This window comes from Pseudomonas sp. Ps21-P2, assembly GCF_039672565.1.
Taxonomy (GTDB): domain Bacteria; phylum Pseudomonadota; class Gammaproteobacteria; order Pseudomonadales; family Pseudomonadaceae; genus Aquipseudomonas.
Genome location: NZ_JBDFPL010000001.1, coordinates 524,378 through 541,660, shown reverse-complemented (window position 1 = coordinate 541,660; position 17,283 = coordinate 524,378). Strand labels below are relative to the sequence as shown.

Below are 17,283 nucleotides of genomic sequence, written 5' to 3'. Positions count from 1 at the left end.
GTACTCAATAACCCCTTCCCGGCTAAAGCCGGTCCCACTAAAAGCAGGAGTGAGCTTGCTCACGAAGAGGCCGGGACATTCAGTGAATTTTCAGCGGTTGGAACGGCGCCTTCGTGAGCAAGCTCACTCCCACAGGTGCTGTGTTTGCTGCAAGAAAGCGTCGGGGCAGCACTACATCTCACGCTAAACGTTATATGAATCCATCAGGCCTGAGCGCTTGGAAACACTGGCTCCCCCAGATTCAGCATCAGGCGGTTGGCCCAGGCGAAAATCGAGATCGCGTGGATCAAATCCAGCACCTGCCCATCGTCCAGGCCCTGTTCGCGCAACGCCTTGATGTGGGTGGCATCGATCGAGGCCGGGGCCAGTGTCAGGTCTATCGCAAAGCGCACGATGGCTTTTTCCCGGGCGTTGGTGCCCGCCGTGGCAGGGTCGGCGAAGACCTCGCGGATCACGTCGTTGCGCTTGGCCAACTGCTCAAACCGCTGGGCATGCACCGAGGCGCAGTACACGCAGCGGTTGACGCACGAAACCACGGTGCTCGCCAGTTCACGTTCGGCTCGGGACAGCCCGCCCGGGGCGTACATGATGGCGTTGAAGGCCTGGGAACGCTGGCGAAGAATGTCCGGGTGATGGGCCAGGGTCAGGTAATAGTCCGAGGTCTTCGCCTGGGGATGGCTCTCTTCGAGCACCGCGATCTGCTCGGGGGTGGCGCTGTTCAGATCAACCGTCGGCAGCCAGGCCTTCCAGCCCAGTACCTCGTTGGTGAATCCATTGTCGCGAATCGGCTCACTCATCACGCTTCTCCAGCAGAAAGCAGTGCACCCAGCCCTGCGGCCAGACGCACCTGATAGGACATGAACGCAACCAGCTGCGCCAGCACAACGATTTCCTCAGTGCTCAGCCCGACATTGTGCAGCGCCTGCAACGCCGCCTGGTCGCCATGCACTGGCGACTCGATCAATGTCCGGGTGAATTCCAGAATGCCGCGCAATCGAGGGTCGCTCAGCTCATCCAGCGAACCGGAATCAACACTGGCCACGCTCAACGCGTCCACACGCTGGGCGTGCAACTGCGCCAGATAGTGCGCGGCCAGCGTTGGGTGCGGGGTCAGATGGGCGGCGTAATAGGCCACCCACAGGCGTTCGGTCAGCGACAGATTGCCCGGCAGTTCAGGGGCAAAAAACAAATCCTGACTGCCCTGGGTGGCCGAGGCGACCTTGTCGCGGGCATGGCGAACGGTGTGAAGCGTCGAGCCCGGCTGAATACCGAGCAGACCATCAAGCACATCGGGCTCAGTGCCCGGCACAGTGTCCAGCGGGTGAGAGGCGTTCAATGACATGACGTTTCCTGACAGTAAGTGGGACGTCGTCCCCGCCGCGCACCTGCGTCGCCGCGGGGACATGCAGAATCAAGGTTGCTCGGTGACCATGGTCGCGGCGGTGCGGTCGCTCACCAGCGGCTCGACTTTCAGGCCCTTTCGCGCCGCCCAGATGTTCTGGTAATGAAACAGCGGGATGATGCCGACGTCGTCGCTGACCACCTTCACTGAGTCCTCCAGAATCTGCCGACGCTTGGCTTCGTCGAATTCGGCGGTTGAATCGACCAGGGCCTTGTCCACCAGCGGGTTGCTGTAATGACCCCAGTTCGAGGCGCCCTGCCCCTTGCTGCTGTCGACGGTGGTGAGAATGTTGGTCAGCGCGTAGGCCGCCTCGCCGGTGCCGTTGCCCCAGGCGATGACGCTGACCGCCAGTTCATTCTTGTTGGCCTTGCCGGCATACACCGCCCACGGCAGCACTTCGAGCTGCACCTTGACGCCGATCCGCGACCAGAACTGCGCCACCGCCTGCATCGCTTCCGGCGCCTGCGGATAACGGTCGCCCGGCACGTGCACGGTCAGCTGAAAGCCTTCGGGAAAGCCGGCCTGGGCCAGCAGCTCTTTGGCCTGCTTGACGTCGTAGGGGATGTTTTTCACCTGCGGGTTGTAGCCGAAGGTGTTGGCCGGCATCCACTGATTGGCCTCGGTCACGGTGCCTTGCATGATGCGTTCGTCGATGGCCTGGCGGTTGATCGCCAGGGACAGCGCCTTGCGCACGCGTACGTCACGCAGCGGGTTCTCCGCCAGCGGCTTGCCCGCGTTGTCGCGGATGAACTCGTTGGGCCCTTCGCGGAAACTCGGCTGAATGATCAGCGCACGCAGGCCCTGATAAGCAAACACGTTGACGCTCGGGGTCTTGCGCAACCGCTCCACGTCCGTCGGCGAAACCTTGTCGATCACGTCGACATCGCCCGCCAGCAATGCAGCAGTGCGGTTGGCGGCATTGGCGATGAAACGAAAATCGACCTTGTCCCAAGTCGGCTTGCCGCCCCAGTAACTGTCGTTGCGCGCGAAGATCGTCCGGTCACCCGGCACGTAGGAGACGAAGCGATACGGCCCGGTGCCGATCATCGCCTTGCCGGCGTTGTAATCGGCACTGCTGGCGTTCGCCCCGGCGTGGCGGCTGACGATGTAGATCGAGTCGACGTCAGGCAGCAGATTGGCGTTCGGCGTGCGGGTTTTGATGATCAGCGTGTGGGCGTCCTTCGCGCTGACCGACTCGACCGTGCGCATGGCGCCGGCGTACGAGGCGACGCTGCCGGGCACGCTGCGCGCGCGCTCGAAGGAGAACACGAAATCATCGGCGGTCAGCGGCGTGCCGTCCTGCCATTTGACGTCATCGCGCAGGTCGAACTGCCAGGTGGTCGGGTCCACGACTTTCCAGCTTTTGGCCAGGCCCGGCAGGGTCTTGTCATCGTGGCGGTTGACCAGGGATTCGAAGGCGTGCAGCGCCACCGAGCGGTCGCCGGCGTAGTTGTTCAGTTGCGGGTCGAGGGACGAGACCGGGTCGGCGTAACCGATCCGCAGATCCTGGGCCGAGACACCCCCGGCGGCCAGCAGCAGAGCCGTGGCGATCAATGAGCGAACACGTGGTTGCATGGGAGATTCCTTGTACGCAATGGCTGGGGGTTCAGGACGCGCTTCGAGGGGCGCGCTCATGACAGATCGTTGAGGTGACACGCACTCAGGTGGTTCGGCGAAACCTCCCTCAGGGCCGGAACTTCCTCGCGGCAGCGCGCCGTGGCATGCGGGCAGCGAGGGTGGAAATGACACCCGGCGGGCGGGTTCAGCGGGCTGGGGATTTCCCCTTTGATCGCGTCATAACGGGTACTGCGGACATCGAAACGCGGGATCTGCGCCAACAGCGCCTGGGTGTAGGGGTGATTGGCGCGGGCGAACAGGTTATCGACCGAGGCGCTTTCCACCACCCGGCCGAGGTACATGACCACCACGCGATCGCACAGGTGCTCGACCACGCCCAGGTCATGGCTGATGAACAGATAGGTCAGCCCCAGTTCGTCGCGCAGGTCCATGAACAGATTGAGGATCTGCGCCTGAATCGACACGTCCAGCGCGGCCACTGACTCGTCGCACACCAGCAACTCAGGCTGCACCGCCAGCGCCCGGGCGATGCCGATGCGCTGGCGCTGGCCGCCGCTGAACTGGTGCGGATAACGCTGGCGCAGTTGCGGGCTGAGCCCGGCGCGCTGCAGTTGCGCGCTGACGTAATCGTCGAAACCGGCCTTATCAGTCAGACCGTGCAACAGCGCGCCCTCGCCGACAATGCGGTCCACCCGCAGGCGCGGGTTCAGGCTCGACGACGGGTCCTGGAAAATCATCTGCACTTTCAAACGTACGGCGTGGCGCTCTTGCGGGGTCAGGCTGTCCCGCGCCTGACCGTCCACCAGCGCGGTGCCCGACGACACCGGCAACAGCCCCGCGACCATGCGCCCGAGAGTGGACTTGCCGCAGCCGGACTCGCCGACCAGCCCCACCACTTCGCCGCGCTGAATGCGCAGATCCACCCTATCAACGGCGTGGGTGACCGGCCGTGGACGGGTGACGTGCAGGCGTTGCAGCAGACGCTGAACGGAGCTGTCCGCCGCTGTGCCGAAGGTTTTACTGACCTGGCGCAGCTCGATGAGCGGGTTGGATTCACTGCGCATCGGCGGCTCCGGGATGAAAACAACGGACGGTCTGGCCGGGCGCAATCTCACGCTCGGTCGGTTCTTGAGCACAGACCGACGAGGCGCGAGAGCAGCGCGCGGCAAAGGCGCAACCGGTCGGCATCGACAACAGGTCCGGGGCCATGCCGGGGATCTGCCGCAGGCGCTGGCCGCGCTTGTTGCGGCTCGGCAGGCTGTCGATCAGGCCCTGGGTGTAAGGGTGTTGCGGACGGTCGAGCACATCGGCCACCGAACCCTGCTCGACGATGCGCCCGGCGTACATCACCGCCACGTCATCGGCCAGCCCGGCGACCACCGACAGGTCATGGGTGATCCAGATCAGCGAGGTGCCCTGCTCGCGCACCAGCTTCTGCACCTCGCTGAGGATCTGCGCCTGAATGGTCACGTCCAGCGCCGTGGTCGGCTCGTCGGCGATGATCAGATCCGGGGCATGCAGCAGGGCAATGGCAATCGCCACCCGCTGACGCATGCCGCCGGACAGTTGGTGCGGGTAGGCACGCAGGCGCTCTTCCGGGCTGGGAATGCCCATCAGCGTCAGAGTACGACCGGCATGGGCGCGGGCTTCGCGTTTACTGACGGTACGATGGGCACGCACGGCCTCGATCATTTGCGTGTCGACCCGCAGCACCGGGTTCAGGGTCATCATCGGGTCCTGAAAGATCATCGCGATGCGGTTGCCCTGCAGTTCCCGCAAGTCCGCCGCGCTGAGCTGGGTCAGGTCGCGGCCTTTAAAGAGCACCTGCCCGCCGCTGATCCGGCCGGGCGCATCGACCAGGCCGAGGATGGAAAAACCGGTGACCGACTTGCCCGAACCGGACTCCCCCACCAGACCAAGAATCCGGCCGGGCGCGACCCGCAAGGACACGTCGCGCACTGCCGGCAACACGCCCGCGCGGGTGTAGAAAGAGGTGCATAGATTGCGCACCTCCAGCGTTGGCGTTTGCGTGGGGATCAACGCGGCACTGACTTCAGGCAGGCTCATCGCAGCAACCTCGGGTTGAGGACGTCACGCAGACGATCGCCCACCAGATTGATCGCGACGATGGTGATCAACAGCGCCAGGCCGGGAAACAGGCTGATCCAGTACTCGTTGCTGAGCATGTATTGAAAGCCGTTGGCGATCAGCAACCCCAGTGAAGGCTCGGTGACCGGCACGCCCAGACCGAGGAACGACAGGGTCGCTTCCAGCGTGATGGCCCGGGCAATCTGCAGCGCGCCGATGACGATCAGCGGCGGCAGGCAGTTGGGCAGAATGTGGCCCACGACAATGCGCCACGGTCCGATGCCCTGGCCGCGGGCGGCATCCACGTATTCGCGGCGGCTTTCGGTCAGGGCCTGACCCCGCGCCGTGCGGGCGTAGTACGCCCATTCCAGCAGGATCAGAGTAAGCATGACGTTGCCGACGCCCTTGCCCAGCCACGCTAGAATCATCAGCGCCATGAGAATCACCGGAAACGACAGCAGCAGGTCGACCAGCCGCATCAGCAACGCGTCGAGCCAGCCGCCGACGTAAGCCGAGACCAGCCCGACCAGGGTGCCGATGACCGCCGCGATCAGCGCCGAACCGATGCCGACCCACAGGCTGATGCGCAGCCCGTAGAGGATCGCCGACACCAGATCGCGGCCCTGTCCGTCGGTGCCCAGCCAATAGGTGTAACCGCTGTCCATATTGGCGCTGCCGGGTGCGAGCCGCGCATCCAGCACGTTCAGTTGCATGAGGTCGTAGGGGTTTTGCACCACGATCCACGGCGCCAGCACCGCCACCAGCACGATCAGCACAAGCACCAGCAAGCCGATGACAGCGGTGGGCGAGCTGATGAATTCGACGGCGACCCGGCGCCAGGGTGATTGCGCCTGCAGGCCAACGTGGGACGGGACCGGTTTGGAAGCGGCGTTCATCGCGAGCCCTCCACGCGCACCCGGGGATCGAGCAGGTAATACAGGCCATCGACGATCAGGTTAAGCACCACGAATATCACCACCACGACCATCAGATAAGCCACCACCACCGGGCGATCCAGCATGTTGATGCTGTCCAGAATCAGCTTGCCGGCACCGGGCCAGGAGAAAATGCTTTCGGTGACCACGGCGTAGGCGATGGTCGAGCCCAGTTCCATCGCCAGCACCGTCACCACCGGGATCATGGTGTTGCGCATGACGTGCATGCACATCACCCGCATCGGCGAGAGGCCTTTGGCCCGGGCGAATTTGACGAACTCCTGGGGCAGCACTTCGCGCACACCGGCGCGGGTCAGACGCAGCACCAGCGAGATTTTGAACAGCGCCAGATTCAACGCCGGCAGCAGCAGGTGCTGCAGGCCGTCGAGGGTCAACCACGACCACTGCACGCCAAACAGCTCGCGGGTTTCGCCGCGACCACTGGCCGGCAGCCAGCCGAGCTTGATCGAGAACAGCATGATCATCATGAGCGCCACCCAGAACGCCGGCAGCGAGAAGCCGACGATGCTGGCGGCCATCATCATTCGCGACAGCGGGTGATCCGGGTAGGTGCCGGCAAACATACCCAAGGGCACGCCGATTACCACGGCGAGAAACAACGCGCAGAACGCCAGTTCGAAGGTCGCCGGCAAGCGCTGCAGAATCAGGCGCATGGCGTCCTCGTGGTAGACGAAGCTCTGGCCGAGATTGCCGTGCACCGCGCCCTTGATAAAAATCAGGTACTGCTCCCACAGCGGCTTGTCGAGACCGAGGTGGGCGATGGCTTGCAAGCGCTCGGCCTGATTGAGGTCTTCGCCCACCAGAATGTCCATCGGGTTGCCGATGGCGTTGAGGCCGACGAACACCACCAGCGTCATCAGCAACACGACCAGAAAGGACTGAGTCAGTCGCCGCAGCGTCCAGCCGATCATCGAAGCAACTCGTCGGCGGTCGGTTGTCCGGCCACCCATTCGTCACCGAACAGCTCGGGTTCGGCGTAGTTGCGCATGGCGTCGAAGTGCAGCTCGACGTCCTCGACGAACAGCTGACCGATCAGCGCCTGGGCGAGCCGCTTGGCGCCTTCGCTGATGGCCGGGATGTCGCCGGACACCGCGCCGAAGCTCAACGCTGCCGGGTAACTGAAGCAGTGAATATGGTCTAGGCCGGGGCAGGCGCCGGGGGTCTTTTCCTGAAACTCGAAGCACGTGCCCAGATCGGGCAGCTCCGCCAGCTCGGCGTCGCTCTCCCCTGCGGGCGGCTGAAAGCGGTCGCGCCAGACACGGACGTGGGAGGCAAAGGGTGCGAATTCCGGGCGCTGCTGGAAGTGCGTGCGGAAACCGGTGGCGAACACCACAAAGTCGGCCTCGATGCGTGCGGTCGGGGTGTTCAGCCACACGCCGCCGGCCGGGTTCTGCGCGACGGAGGTGACTGGACTGTTGAGCAGAAACCGCGCGCGGCCCGAGCCGGAGACGCGCAAAGTGCTCCCGCGCGGCGGCGGCACCTGCTGGGTGTTGAGGTAATTGCGGATGCGCCACTTCCAGGCATCCGGCAGACGCCAGTAGCCGTGGGTCATACCCGGGTTGCCAGCGCCTTTGCCCTTGTTGATGCGCGGCAATTCGGCACGGCGGATCAGCAGGTCCACTTTGCTCGCCCCTGATTCCAGTGCGGTGGCGGCACTGTCCATGGCCGATGCACCGCCGCCGATCACGGCCACGCGCTTGCCCTCGAACCACTCGGGTTGCAGGCCATCAGCCGAATGGGCCCAGAGATGGCGCGCCAGGGTGTGGGCGAAATCGGGGACCCACGGCCCGCCAAGGCCGTCCCGTCCGGTGGCCAGAACCACGTGACGGGCCCGCAGATGGAGGGTGTGACCGGCGGTTTCGACGTCCAGCTCGACCAGCCCGTCGGCACGGGGCGCCACATGGCTGACCCGGTGCTCATTGCGCACGTCCAGCGTCAGGACCTTGCGGTACCAGCGCAGGTATTCAGCCCATTGCAGGCGCGGAATCTTGTCCAGCGCCGCCCAGCCTTCGCTGCCGAACTGCGCCTCGTACCACGCGCGGAACGTCAACGCCGGCAGGCCCAGGGCCGGGCCGGTGAGTTGTTTGGGCGAGCGCAGGGTTTCCATGCGCGCGGTGGTCGCCCACGGACCTTCGAAACCGGCTGGCGCCTGATCGAACACCACTGCCGCCACGCCTGCATGCTTGAGCTCCGCCGCCAGTGCCAGGCCGGCCATGCCGCCGCCGATGATCGCCACGTCCAGCACCGGCGCGCCTTCACTGCAAACGGGTTTGACCCATGGGCTGGCCGGCAGATCGAGCCAGGTCAGGTCCTGTCGCAGACGGCTTTCCAGTGCGGCAAGACCTGAGGGAATCAGCGTGTCGGACATCGGGAGTACTCGGGAGTCGATCGGGTGATGCTTGATGTTGAATTCAAGAAACGTTCCAAAACCGTCAAATAATGAATTCATGGATACTATGAATGCTTAATCCGAATACTAAAAGCCGGTCCTTATTCTCGCAACGCGCAAAAAAGCATATCGATATAGCTAAACGTAGGATGAGTGTCAGCTATGCACCCTTCCCGGCTAAAGCCGGTCCCACTAGGGTTTTGTGTCGCTGCGGATTGATGCGCCGAGCGCGGAATTGTGGGACCGGCTTCAGCCGGGAAGAGGCCAATACATCCGCCGCATCTGTAGCGCCAATGACGCACCCTTCCCGGCTGAAGCCGGTCCCACTAGGGTTTTGCATCGCTGCAGATTGATGCGCCCAGCGCAGAGTTGTAGGACCGGCTTCAGCCGGGAAGAGGCCAGTACATCCGCCACACCTGTAGCGCAAATGACGCCCCCTTCCCGGCTGAAGCCGGTCCTACAGGGATATGGGTCATTGCGAAATCGCTGCGGCGTACGCGGAATTGTAGGACCGGCTTCAGCCGGGAAGAGGCGAGTGAATCCGATACATCTATAGCGCCAATGACGGCCCCCTCCCGGCTAAAGTCGGTCCCACAAGAAGTGTTCCAACCGCCGCACCTCGGGCGCGGCCGAGATTTCCCTGTGGCTCATCTATTCCGCATAAATGCTCTGCAGCAGCGCATCGTGTGCACTGGCCTCGTGCATGAGCATGTCGGGCAGCAGTTGTCGGGCCGAGCGGGCGATTTCCTCAATCAGTGCCTGGGCAACATCCGACAGCGGGTGGGCGAACGCGGAGATCAGGCCGAAGAAGAAGGGAATGTTGCAAGCGATGGGCCGCACCACCACACCTTCCACCGGAACACCCATCGCGGTGAACGGGTCCACCAGCGCGATGCCCAGCCCGGCCCGGGCCATCTGCATGGCGATCAGCGAGGTATTGGTGTCGAGCATGCGCGGCGTTCCACCTCCTGCATCGGCAAAGGCCTTGTCGATGCGTCGGCGAAAGCGGTAGGGGTTGGCCATAGTCACCAGCGTTTGCTGAGACAGCAGCTCCATCGACAACACGTCATGACGCGCCAGTTCGGAATCCGCTCGAAGCACTGCCACACAGGGCGCTTCGCCGATCCAGTGGATGTCCAGGCCGCGATGCTCCAGCGGCAGGCTGACCGCGCCCAGGTCCATGGTCTTGGATAACACCGCCTGAACCACGTTCTCCGGCGACATGCTTTGCAGTTGCACCTGCTGCGGCCGCAGATGCTCGGGCAAACGCGCCAGCGCAGCGGGCAGCAGCCCCGCCGCCAGCGCTGAAATCGCCACCAGTTTGATCTGATGGTTTTCCTCCTGGGCGATATGCGCCGCGCGCTGGCGAATGTTGCGGATGCCCAGCAGCGCGCTCTCCACCTCGCCGTACATCATGAACGCCTTGTGGGTCGGCGTGACTTTCGGGCCGCTGCGCTCGAACAACGCGAACCCCAGTTCCTGCTCCAGCTCCTGAATGACCCGCGTGACCGAAGGCTGCGAGCGGCCCAGCATCTTGCCAGCGGCGGTGACACTCCCTGCGGACATCACCGCCGCAAATGCTTCCAGTTGACGCAGATCCATAAACAGAGCCTTACCACGGGGTTAATGAAGACAGCGCGCAACCAGCGAGGCAGCGGGTTCGCGAGTGGCCGAAGTCTACACGGTGAGGCGAAAACGGCGCGAGGTCGTCTACCCGACCCTCGGCGCCGGTGCCCGTCCTTGTACGATCCTGACTTCAGTGATCGTCATTTGAGTACAGATCCCGGCCATTCATCCGCCACGGGTGTCGATCATCGACTGCCCTGCAACTCGATGGAATTTTCGCGAACCGCCTCCCTCTGAACCTACATATCAAGAAAAGTCAGCAGGCTACCCATGACCTCTTTACAGCTTCTTTCCGAGCGTTCTGCCACGGCGCACTTATCCAACGGCGCCCACCACTCGCTTTACTCCTGTCTGCTGCGCGGACAGGTGGAAGCCGAGCGGGACAACGCCCGTGATTTTCTTCAGGAGCAGCTGGAAATCGCGAAGACGCTGCCATCCAACCTGCCTACTGACCTGAATGATCTGTCGGCATGGGTGGCCAATAACAGTCATTCAGTGGCCGAGCAATATCGCGTCTATCTGGAGGAACGCCGTGCCGGCGGGCCCCGCAAGTTCTTCACCAACAAAGCTCACGCCCTGTTCTTCCTGCAAAGCGTTGCACCGAGCAAGCTGGTGGACGGCGCCTGGCTGTACGGCACGGTGAAGCATGCCAATGACTGGCGCTATCACGGCCTGATCCGCACCTACCTCGAAGAGCTGGGCGACGGTGAGCCAGCACTCAACCACGTGGTGCTGTACCGCAACCTGCTCACCGAACACGATTGCGCGCCGATCGCGCAGCTGGACGACTCGTTGTATTTGCAGGGCGCCATTCAACTGGGTCTCGGCCACTTAAGCGACGAGTTCCTGCCAGAAGTGCTGGGCTACAACCTCGGCTACGAACAACTGCCGCTGCACCTGCTGATCACCGCCTTCGAACTGAGTGAGCTGGGCATCGACCCGTATTACTTCACCCTGCACGTGACCATCGACAACGCCAGCTCGGGCCACGCCCACAAGGCGGTACAGGCCGTACTGGATCTGTTGCCGAACGACGAGAGCAAGGGTGAATTTCTTCAACGTCTGCGCGCAGGCTACCTGCTCAACGATCTGGGCATTGGTTCGACCGACATCGTCCGCGCCTTCGATCTGGAAGAAGAAGTGGTCTCGATGCTGGAGACCAAAAGCACTTTCGGCCAGCACATGCATTCGGATTATTGCCGCCTCGAAGGGCGCACGATCAATGACTGGCTCGCCACCCCCGGCCAGAGCCGTCAGCTGCTGAGTGCGCTGGAAGATCGCGGCTGGATCAAGCGCAATCAAGACCCGCAGGACAGCCGTTTCTGGCAACTGATCGACGGCCCCGGCGCGGTGATGTTCGGTGTGTTCAGCGGTTATGAAATGCAGCTGTTGAAAGACTGGATCGCCGGTGACTGGCAGGCCGCCGAGCAGAGCAACCCGTTCCGCACCCGCTTTCGTCGCCGCCACGTGGCCGCAAACGACGTCGCGCAGCCGCGCAACGCCCCTTCCCTGCCCCTGGAAAAACTGGTTGAGCTGATCGCTCCCGATTCCCATCCAACGCCGGAAGGTCTGGCGGCCACCCGAATCTATGCCCGCCAGTTGGCGCAAGGAAGCCTGACACGATGAACCAGCAGACATTGCTCGAGCCGACATTCGATACCCCGGAAATGACCGACGAAAGCCACGACCTCGCGCTGCTGCAGTTGGGCCAACGCCTGCAGGCTGATCACTATCGTTTCATGACGGTCACACCCCTGACCCATCAGCGCGTCAACGGACGTGAGCAGAACCGTAAAGCCCGCAGCCTGCGCGACGTTTTCGGCTGGAGCCGCCCTTTCGAAAGCGGCCTGCTGGACGAAGCCGAGCTCGAAACCTTGCTCGCCGCCGGTGTACTGCGTGCCCATGCCGGCCTGTGGGTCAGCGACGTGCGTTGGTCGAGCCTCGACGATTTGCTGTTCGTCCACTCCGCCTTCCCCACCGTGGCCCACGATTCGGTGTTCTTCGGACCCGACACCTATCGCTTCGCCCAGGCCATCGAGGAGCATTTGCGCACCTCGACGCACCCGATCCGCACCGCCGTCGACATCGGTTGCGGCAGTGGCGTCGGCGCGATTTTGATCGGCCGTGCCCGTCGGGATGCCAGCGTGCTGGCCGTGGACATCAACCCCACTGCGTTGCGCTTTACCGCCGTCAACGCGTCATTGGCCAAGGCCGATAACGTGGTCGCCTACCACAGCGACATTCTGGCGGGCACCACGGGCGAGTTTGACTTGATCGTCGCCAACCCGCCTTACATGAAAGACAGTCAGGAACGCGCCTACCGCCATGGTGGCGATCAGCTCGGTTCGGAGCTTTCGGTGCGCATTCTGGCCCAAGCCATCGAGCGACTGGCCCCGGGCGGCAGCGTCTTGCTGTACACGGGCGCTCCCTCGGTGGACGGCGTTGACCTCTTCCTTGAGCAGGCGCGCAAGCTTGTCGACCGTCCTGACCTCGCCTGGTCCTATCGCGAGATGGACCCTGACGTGTTCGGTGAAGAGCTGGAAACCGAGACCTATCAGGAAGCTGACCGCATTGCCGCCGTGGTGCTGACGGTGACGCGGATCCAGTGATCTATCCGACCACGCCGGATGGCCGCTATTTCGTGGTCAAGGGCCAACTGTGGCGCTGCAGCAACCCCGCCCTTGGCGAAGAAGAGCGGCAGCAGTGGGTGAACGCGCTGATGAAGGCCCGTCAAGCGGTCAAAGCCGCCAAACGCGCCGACGATGCAGACGCGCTCAAGGCGGCCCGTGCTTCGGTCAACGCGGCGAAGATTGCACTGGGTGAGCGCGGTCCGGTGTGGTGGTCGGACGGTGCAGCAGATTTCAATCGCTACAAGGCGATGAATACGCCCTATCGGAACTGGTTCGAGTCACTGCAACAGTGAGCTGCGGCTGACGCCAGACTTGCAACACTTGACCTGACAGCGGCGCGTTATCAAATTCTCTGAACGATTAACGCGTTCATTGCGTCGGAATAAGTACGGGCACTCAAGCCACGTCAAGGACAGAAGAGGAACTTCACTATGGCAAATCTTATTCAGACTTCCGCACTCGCATTGTTGATGGCCATCGGTAGCCAAGGCGCTTTCGCTGCCCAGGACAATGACGACTTCGTTGAAGATGCATCCGCCAAAGGTGTGGCTGAAGTCGAAGCTGGCAAACTCGCGCTGGAAAAAGGCAGTTCTGCGGATGTAAAAGCGTTCGCGGAAATGATGGTGAAAGACCACACCGCCGCCAACACCAAACTCAAAGGTATCGCTGACACCAAAAAGCTGGAAGTCTCTGACAACGCCATGCTGATGGACAAAGCGAAAGCGATGATCCTGGAATTGCGCAGCTCGAAGTCGTTCGATCAGGCGTATGCGAACAACCAGGTTGTCGCCCACGAACAAACCATTGAGCTGTTCAAGAAAGAAGCCGCTGAAGGTAAGGACGCTGATCTGAAAGCGTTCGCGACGGCGACTCTGCCTAAGCTGGAAGAGCACCTGACCCACGCCAAGGCCCTGGCCAAAGCACATGGCGGTGACGCTGCCAAATAATTCGGACGGTGCCTGTTAAAGGCTAATTCGAACATTTAGTTGAGAGAGGCAGGGTTTAGAGACCCTGCCTTTTTCATATCTGTCAGAGTGTCTTCATGGGACATACGCCCGCCCCTTAGTACGTGAGGCCCGACATGAGCAATGCAACCCGCAATCAAATGGCTGTTGTCCTCAACCAACTCAACGAACTTCGCGGCAGCGTGAACGAACTGTTCCGCCTTGAGCTGTCCGAGGTCACCGAGCTGACCGGGCACCAGACGGTGGACGACAAGCAGAGCATCGCCCAGTGCTTCACCACGCTGGAAGCCTCCATCGTCGACATGGAGCAGACCCTGTCGATGCTGGCGGAAGCGACCGAGCAGCGTGGGGCTGTTTGACCTGCTCCGCTATCGTGATCTTGCAGTGTCTGGGCCGACGCCTTCCCGGCTAAAGCCGGTCCTACTATGGAACCGCGATCCTTTAGTGGGACCGGCTTTAGCCGGGAAGAGGCCCGTCCAGGCGCCATCATGTTTGCGGGTGTAGGGAGACGATCGCTCCCACTCTGGAACTCCGCCCTCGCCGCGAACTCTGCGTTTAACAGACACATGCCGCAGGGTGAGGGATTTCCATGAGCGCCGGACTGGACGAATACAACCGCAAGCGAGATTTCGACGCCACGCCGGAGCCCTCAGGCAGCACGAAGAAGAAACGCACTTCGAGCGGAAAGGCAGCCCATGCCCTTCAGTTCTGCATCCAGAAGCATGACGCCTCCCGCCTGCATTACGACTTCCGCCTCGAAATCGATGGAACCCTGAAAAGCTGGGCCGTGCCCAAGGGCCCTTCGCTGGACCCCAAAGCCAAGCGCCTGGCGGTCCATGTGGAAGACCACCCCGTCGAATACGCCACCTTCGAGGGCAGCATTCCCGAAGGGCATTACGGTGCAGGCGACGTCATCGTCTGGGACCGCGGCGTGTGGACGCCCCTCTCCGACCCCGCCGACGCCTACGCCAAGGGCAAACTCAAATTTGAATTGCAGGGCGAGAAGCTCGGCGGCGTGTGGAACCTGGTCAAGACGCACATTCCCGGCAAGCAGGAACAGTGGTTTCTGATCAAGCATCAGGACGAGTTCGCCCGGCCGGAAACCGACTACGACGTGGTCAAGTCGCTGCCCGACAGCGTGCTCAGCGAGCGCACCCTGATCCCGAAAAAACGTGGCGGCAAGTCGACCGCGTCCAGGTTGGCAAAGCCCCGGCCTGAACAGCCGAAGCCCGTAGAGAAGGTCCCTGCCCCGCGCAAGAAATCCGCCAAGGCGCAGCTGGTGGGCGCTGAACCTGCAGAACTCCCGGACCTCATCAAGCCGGAACTGGCCACGCTGGTGGAGTCCGCCCCCGAAGGCGACTGGCGCTACGAGATCAAATTCGATGGCTACCGGGTCATGGCGCGGGTCGCCGACGGCAAGGTGCAGCTGTTCACCCGCAACGGCCATGACTGGACCCATAAACTGCCGCGCCAGGCCGAAGCCATCGCCGGGCTGGGCCTTGAGTCGGCCTGGCTCGACGGCGAGATGGTCGTCGCCAACGACGACGGCGTGCCTGACTTCCAGGCCCTGCAGAACGCCTTCGAGGCCGGCCGCAGCGGCAACATCATTTATTACCTGTTCGACATGCCTTTCCTGAACGGCATGGACCTGCGGGAAGTGCCGGTGGAGCAGCGACGCACCGCGCTGTCCAAGGTGCTCGAACGCACCGACGACGAGGTGCTCAGGTACTCCGAAGACTTCGCCGAAGTGCCGGAAGTCCTGCTTAACAGCGCCTGCCAGATGAAGATGGAAGGCCTGATCGGCAAGCGCGCCGGCAGCCCCTACGTGTCACGCCGCAGCGGCGACTGGATCAAGCTCAAGTGCAAACGCCGCCAGGAATTCGTCGTCGTGGGCTACACCGATCCGAAAGGCGCGCGCAGCAAATTCGGCGCGTTATTGCTAGGTTTGCACGATGCCGACAGCGGTGAATTGAGGTACGCCGGCAAGGTGGGCACCGGTTTCAACGAAGCGACATTGGGCACGATCTACGACCAGTTGACCCCGCTCCACGGGAAGAAGGCTGCGGTGGTCAATCCGCCCACCGGCTTTGAAGCCAAAGGCGTGCACTGGCTGAAACCGGTGCTGCTGGCTGAAGTGGCCTTCGCCGAGATCACCAAAGAGGGATCGGTGCGGCACGCAGTGTTCCATGGCCTGCGCACCGACAAGCCTGCCGAATCGATCACCGAAGAGCTTCCGGCTCCGGCAGTTTCTGCTGAGCAAACCTCCGAGCCAGAGTCCGAGCCAGAAGAGTCAGAGGAGAAACCAAAGCCCGCGCGCAAACGCGCAACAGCATCCAGGTCGGCCAAGTCCGAAGAAAGCCGGCCTGGATCAGCAGCCCCAACCGACGCCACAACGGGCAAGATCCGCCTGACCCACCCCGAGCGGGTGATCGACCCTACCAGCGGCGCGACCAAGCGTGACCTCGCCGATTACTACATCCGTATTTCCGAGTGGCTCCTGCCGCAGCTGGCCCAACGCCCCGTGGCGCTGGTGCGTGCGCCCGAGGGCATCGGCGGCGAGCTGTTCTTCCAGAAAAACGCCGACCGCCTGGCCATCCCCGGCATCGAGACCATGGGCAAGGAATACACCGGCCACCCCGTGATGCTGATCAACAACATCGAGGCGCTGATCGGTGCGGTGCAGATGAGCGCCATGGAGCTGCACACCTGGAACGCCGTTGCCAAGAATCTGGAGCGGCCGGACCGTTTTATTCTCGACCTCGACCCTGACCCGGCGCTGCCCTGGAAAACCATGGTCGAAGCCACGCAGCTGACCCTCGCCGTGGTGGATGAACTGGGGCTCAAATCGTTTCTGAAAACCAGCGGCGGCAAGGGCATTCATGTGGTCGTGCCGTTGACGCCGAAAGCCGACTGGGACGCCGTGAAGGAGTTCAGCCACGCCATCGTCAAGCACATCGCCAGGCTGCTGCCGGAGCGGTTTTCGGCGGTGTCGGGGCCGAAGAACCGGATTGGCAAGATCTTCATCGATTACCTGCGCAACGGCCTCGGCGCCACCACCATTTGCGCCTACTCGGTGCGCACCCGGGAAGGCCTGCCGGTGTCGGTGCCGATCCATCGCGAAGAGCTGCTGGAGATCAAAGGCGCCAACGCCTGGGACATCAACACCGTCCACGAACGCCTTGCCGAACTCGACAGCGACCCATGGGCGGACCTGAGTAAAACCAAGCAGACCATCACGGCGCAGATGCGCAAGCGGGTTGGCCTCAAATAGCCCCGCCGCGCGCACTCCGTTATGAGGCCGCGATCCCATAGTGGGACCGCGTGCTCATTGCAGGACTGGCTTTAGCCGGGAAGGCGTCGGTAGTCACACTGCAGAACTGATGGCGCTCACACCGGCCTCTTCCCGGCTAAAGCCGGTCCTACTAATCGACCGCGTGCTCATGGTAGGACCGGCTTTAGCCGGGAAGGCGTCGGTTGTCACACCGCAGAATTGAGGGTGCACCCACTGGCCTCTTCCCGGCTGAAGCCGATCCCACCAAAGCAACGCGTTTTACCAGCGGGACCGTGATCACATAGTGGCCCAGCACGCACCGCTAATCCCCCCGACACTGCAAAGTCCTGAACTAAACCCCTCGCCGCCTGCTCCGCT

At 62.8% G+C, this 17,283-nt stretch carries 15 protein-coding genes; 6 read left to right on the top strand and 9 right to left on the bottom strand.

Features of this window, described 5'->3' with window-relative positions; genetic code table 11:
• Positions 1-203 precede the first annotated feature (203 nt).
• From ABEH28_RS02385 to ABEH28_RS02345, 9 genes are all read right to left on the bottom strand, one after another.
• Entirely contained in the window at positions 204-797 is a 594-nt protein-coding gene (locus ABEH28_RS02385; RefSeq protein ID WP_346628972.1) for a peroxidase-related enzyme, read from the bottom strand.
• Positions 797-1,342 carry a CMD domain protein gene (locus ABEH28_RS02380; RefSeq protein ID WP_346628971.1) on the bottom strand — a complete coding sequence of 182 codons (546 nt, stop codon included), beginning with the start codon at positions 1,340-1,342 and terminating at the stop codon, positions 797-799. The genes ABEH28_RS02385 and ABEH28_RS02380 overlap by 1 nt, the downstream gene beginning before the upstream one ends.
• A 69-nt stretch (positions 1,343-1,411) precedes the next feature.
• Positions 1,412-2,977: an ABC transporter substrate-binding protein gene (locus ABEH28_RS02375; protein WP_346628970.1), complete on the bottom strand. Its 1,566-nt coding sequence runs from the start codon at positions 2,975-2,977 to the stop codon at positions 1,412-1,414.
• Between the two features lie 56 nt (positions 2,978-3,033).
• Positions 3,034-4,044: an ABC transporter ATP-binding protein gene (locus ABEH28_RS02370; RefSeq protein WP_346628969.1), complete on the bottom strand. Its 1,011-nt coding sequence runs from the start codon at positions 4,042-4,044 to the stop codon at positions 3,034-3,036.
• Positions 4,034-5,047, bottom strand: a complete 1,014-nt coding sequence (locus tag ABEH28_RS02365) for an ABC transporter ATP-binding protein (protein WP_346628968.1) — start codon at positions 5,045-5,047, stop codon at positions 4,034-4,036. The genes ABEH28_RS02370 and ABEH28_RS02365 overlap by 11 nt, the downstream gene beginning before the upstream one ends.
• Entirely contained in the window at positions 5,044-5,964 is a 921-nt protein-coding gene (locus ABEH28_RS02360) for an ABC transporter permease (protein WP_346628967.1), read from the bottom strand. The genes ABEH28_RS02365 and ABEH28_RS02360 overlap by 4 nt, the downstream gene beginning before the upstream one ends.
• Positions 5,961-6,935 (bottom strand): ABC transporter permease, encoded by a 975-nt coding sequence (locus ABEH28_RS02355; protein ID WP_192172502.1) that lies wholly within the window; start codon positions 6,933-6,935, stop codon positions 5,961-5,963. Before ABEH28_RS02355 ends, ABEH28_RS02360 begins: the two co-directional genes overlap by 4 nt.
• Positions 6,932-8,392, bottom strand: a complete 1,461-nt coding sequence (locus tag ABEH28_RS02350; protein ID WP_346629187.1) for an NAD(P)/FAD-dependent oxidoreductase — start codon at positions 8,390-8,392, stop codon at positions 6,932-6,934. The genes ABEH28_RS02355 and ABEH28_RS02350 overlap by 4 nt, the downstream gene beginning before the upstream one ends.
• Positions 8,393-9,064: 672 nt before the next feature.
• Complete coding sequence (locus ABEH28_RS02345) at positions 9,065-10,015, bottom strand: LysR family transcriptional regulator (protein WP_346628966.1); 951 nt, start codon at positions 10,013-10,015, stop codon at positions 9,065-9,067.
• 294 nt (positions 10,016-10,309) lie between these two features.
• Between ABEH28_RS02345 and ABEH28_RS02340 the strand changes: the two genes are divergently transcribed.
• The 6 genes from ABEH28_RS02340 to ligD all read left to right on the top strand — a co-directional run bounded on the left by ABEH28_RS02340 (position 10,310) and on the right by ligD (position 16,905).
• Entirely contained in the window at positions 10,310-11,665 is a 1,356-nt protein-coding gene (locus tag ABEH28_RS02340) for an iron-containing redox enzyme family protein (RefSeq protein WP_346628965.1), read from the top strand.
• Between the two features lie 41 nt (positions 11,666-11,706).
• Positions 11,707-12,648, top strand: a complete 942-nt coding sequence (locus ABEH28_RS02335; protein WP_346629186.1) for a class I SAM-dependent methyltransferase — start codon at positions 11,707-11,709, stop codon at positions 12,646-12,648.
• Positions 12,648-12,962 (top strand): hypothetical protein, encoded by a 315-nt coding sequence (locus tag ABEH28_RS02330; RefSeq protein ID WP_346629185.1) that lies wholly within the window; start codon positions 12,648-12,650, stop codon positions 12,960-12,962. The genes ABEH28_RS02335 and ABEH28_RS02330 overlap by 1 nt, the downstream gene beginning before the upstream one ends.
• Before the next feature lie 138 nt (positions 12,963-13,100).
• Positions 13,101-13,616 carry a DUF4142 domain-containing protein gene (locus tag ABEH28_RS02325; protein ID WP_192172499.1) on the top strand — a complete coding sequence of 172 codons (516 nt, stop codon included), beginning with the start codon at positions 13,101-13,103 and terminating at the stop codon, positions 13,614-13,616.
• 134 nt (positions 13,617-13,750) lie between these two features.
• Positions 13,751-13,993: a hypothetical protein gene (locus tag ABEH28_RS02320; protein WP_346628964.1), complete on the top strand. Its 243-nt coding sequence runs from the start codon at positions 13,751-13,753 to the stop codon at positions 13,991-13,993.
• A 230-nt stretch (positions 13,994-14,223) separates the two neighbouring features.
• The gene (gene ligD / locus ABEH28_RS02315) at positions 14,224-16,905 is read left to right on the top strand and encodes a DNA ligase D (protein WP_346628963.1); all 2,682 of its coding nucleotides are present in this window, start codon (positions 14,224-14,226) and stop codon (positions 16,903-16,905) included.
• Positions 16,906-17,283 lie beyond the last annotated feature (378 nt).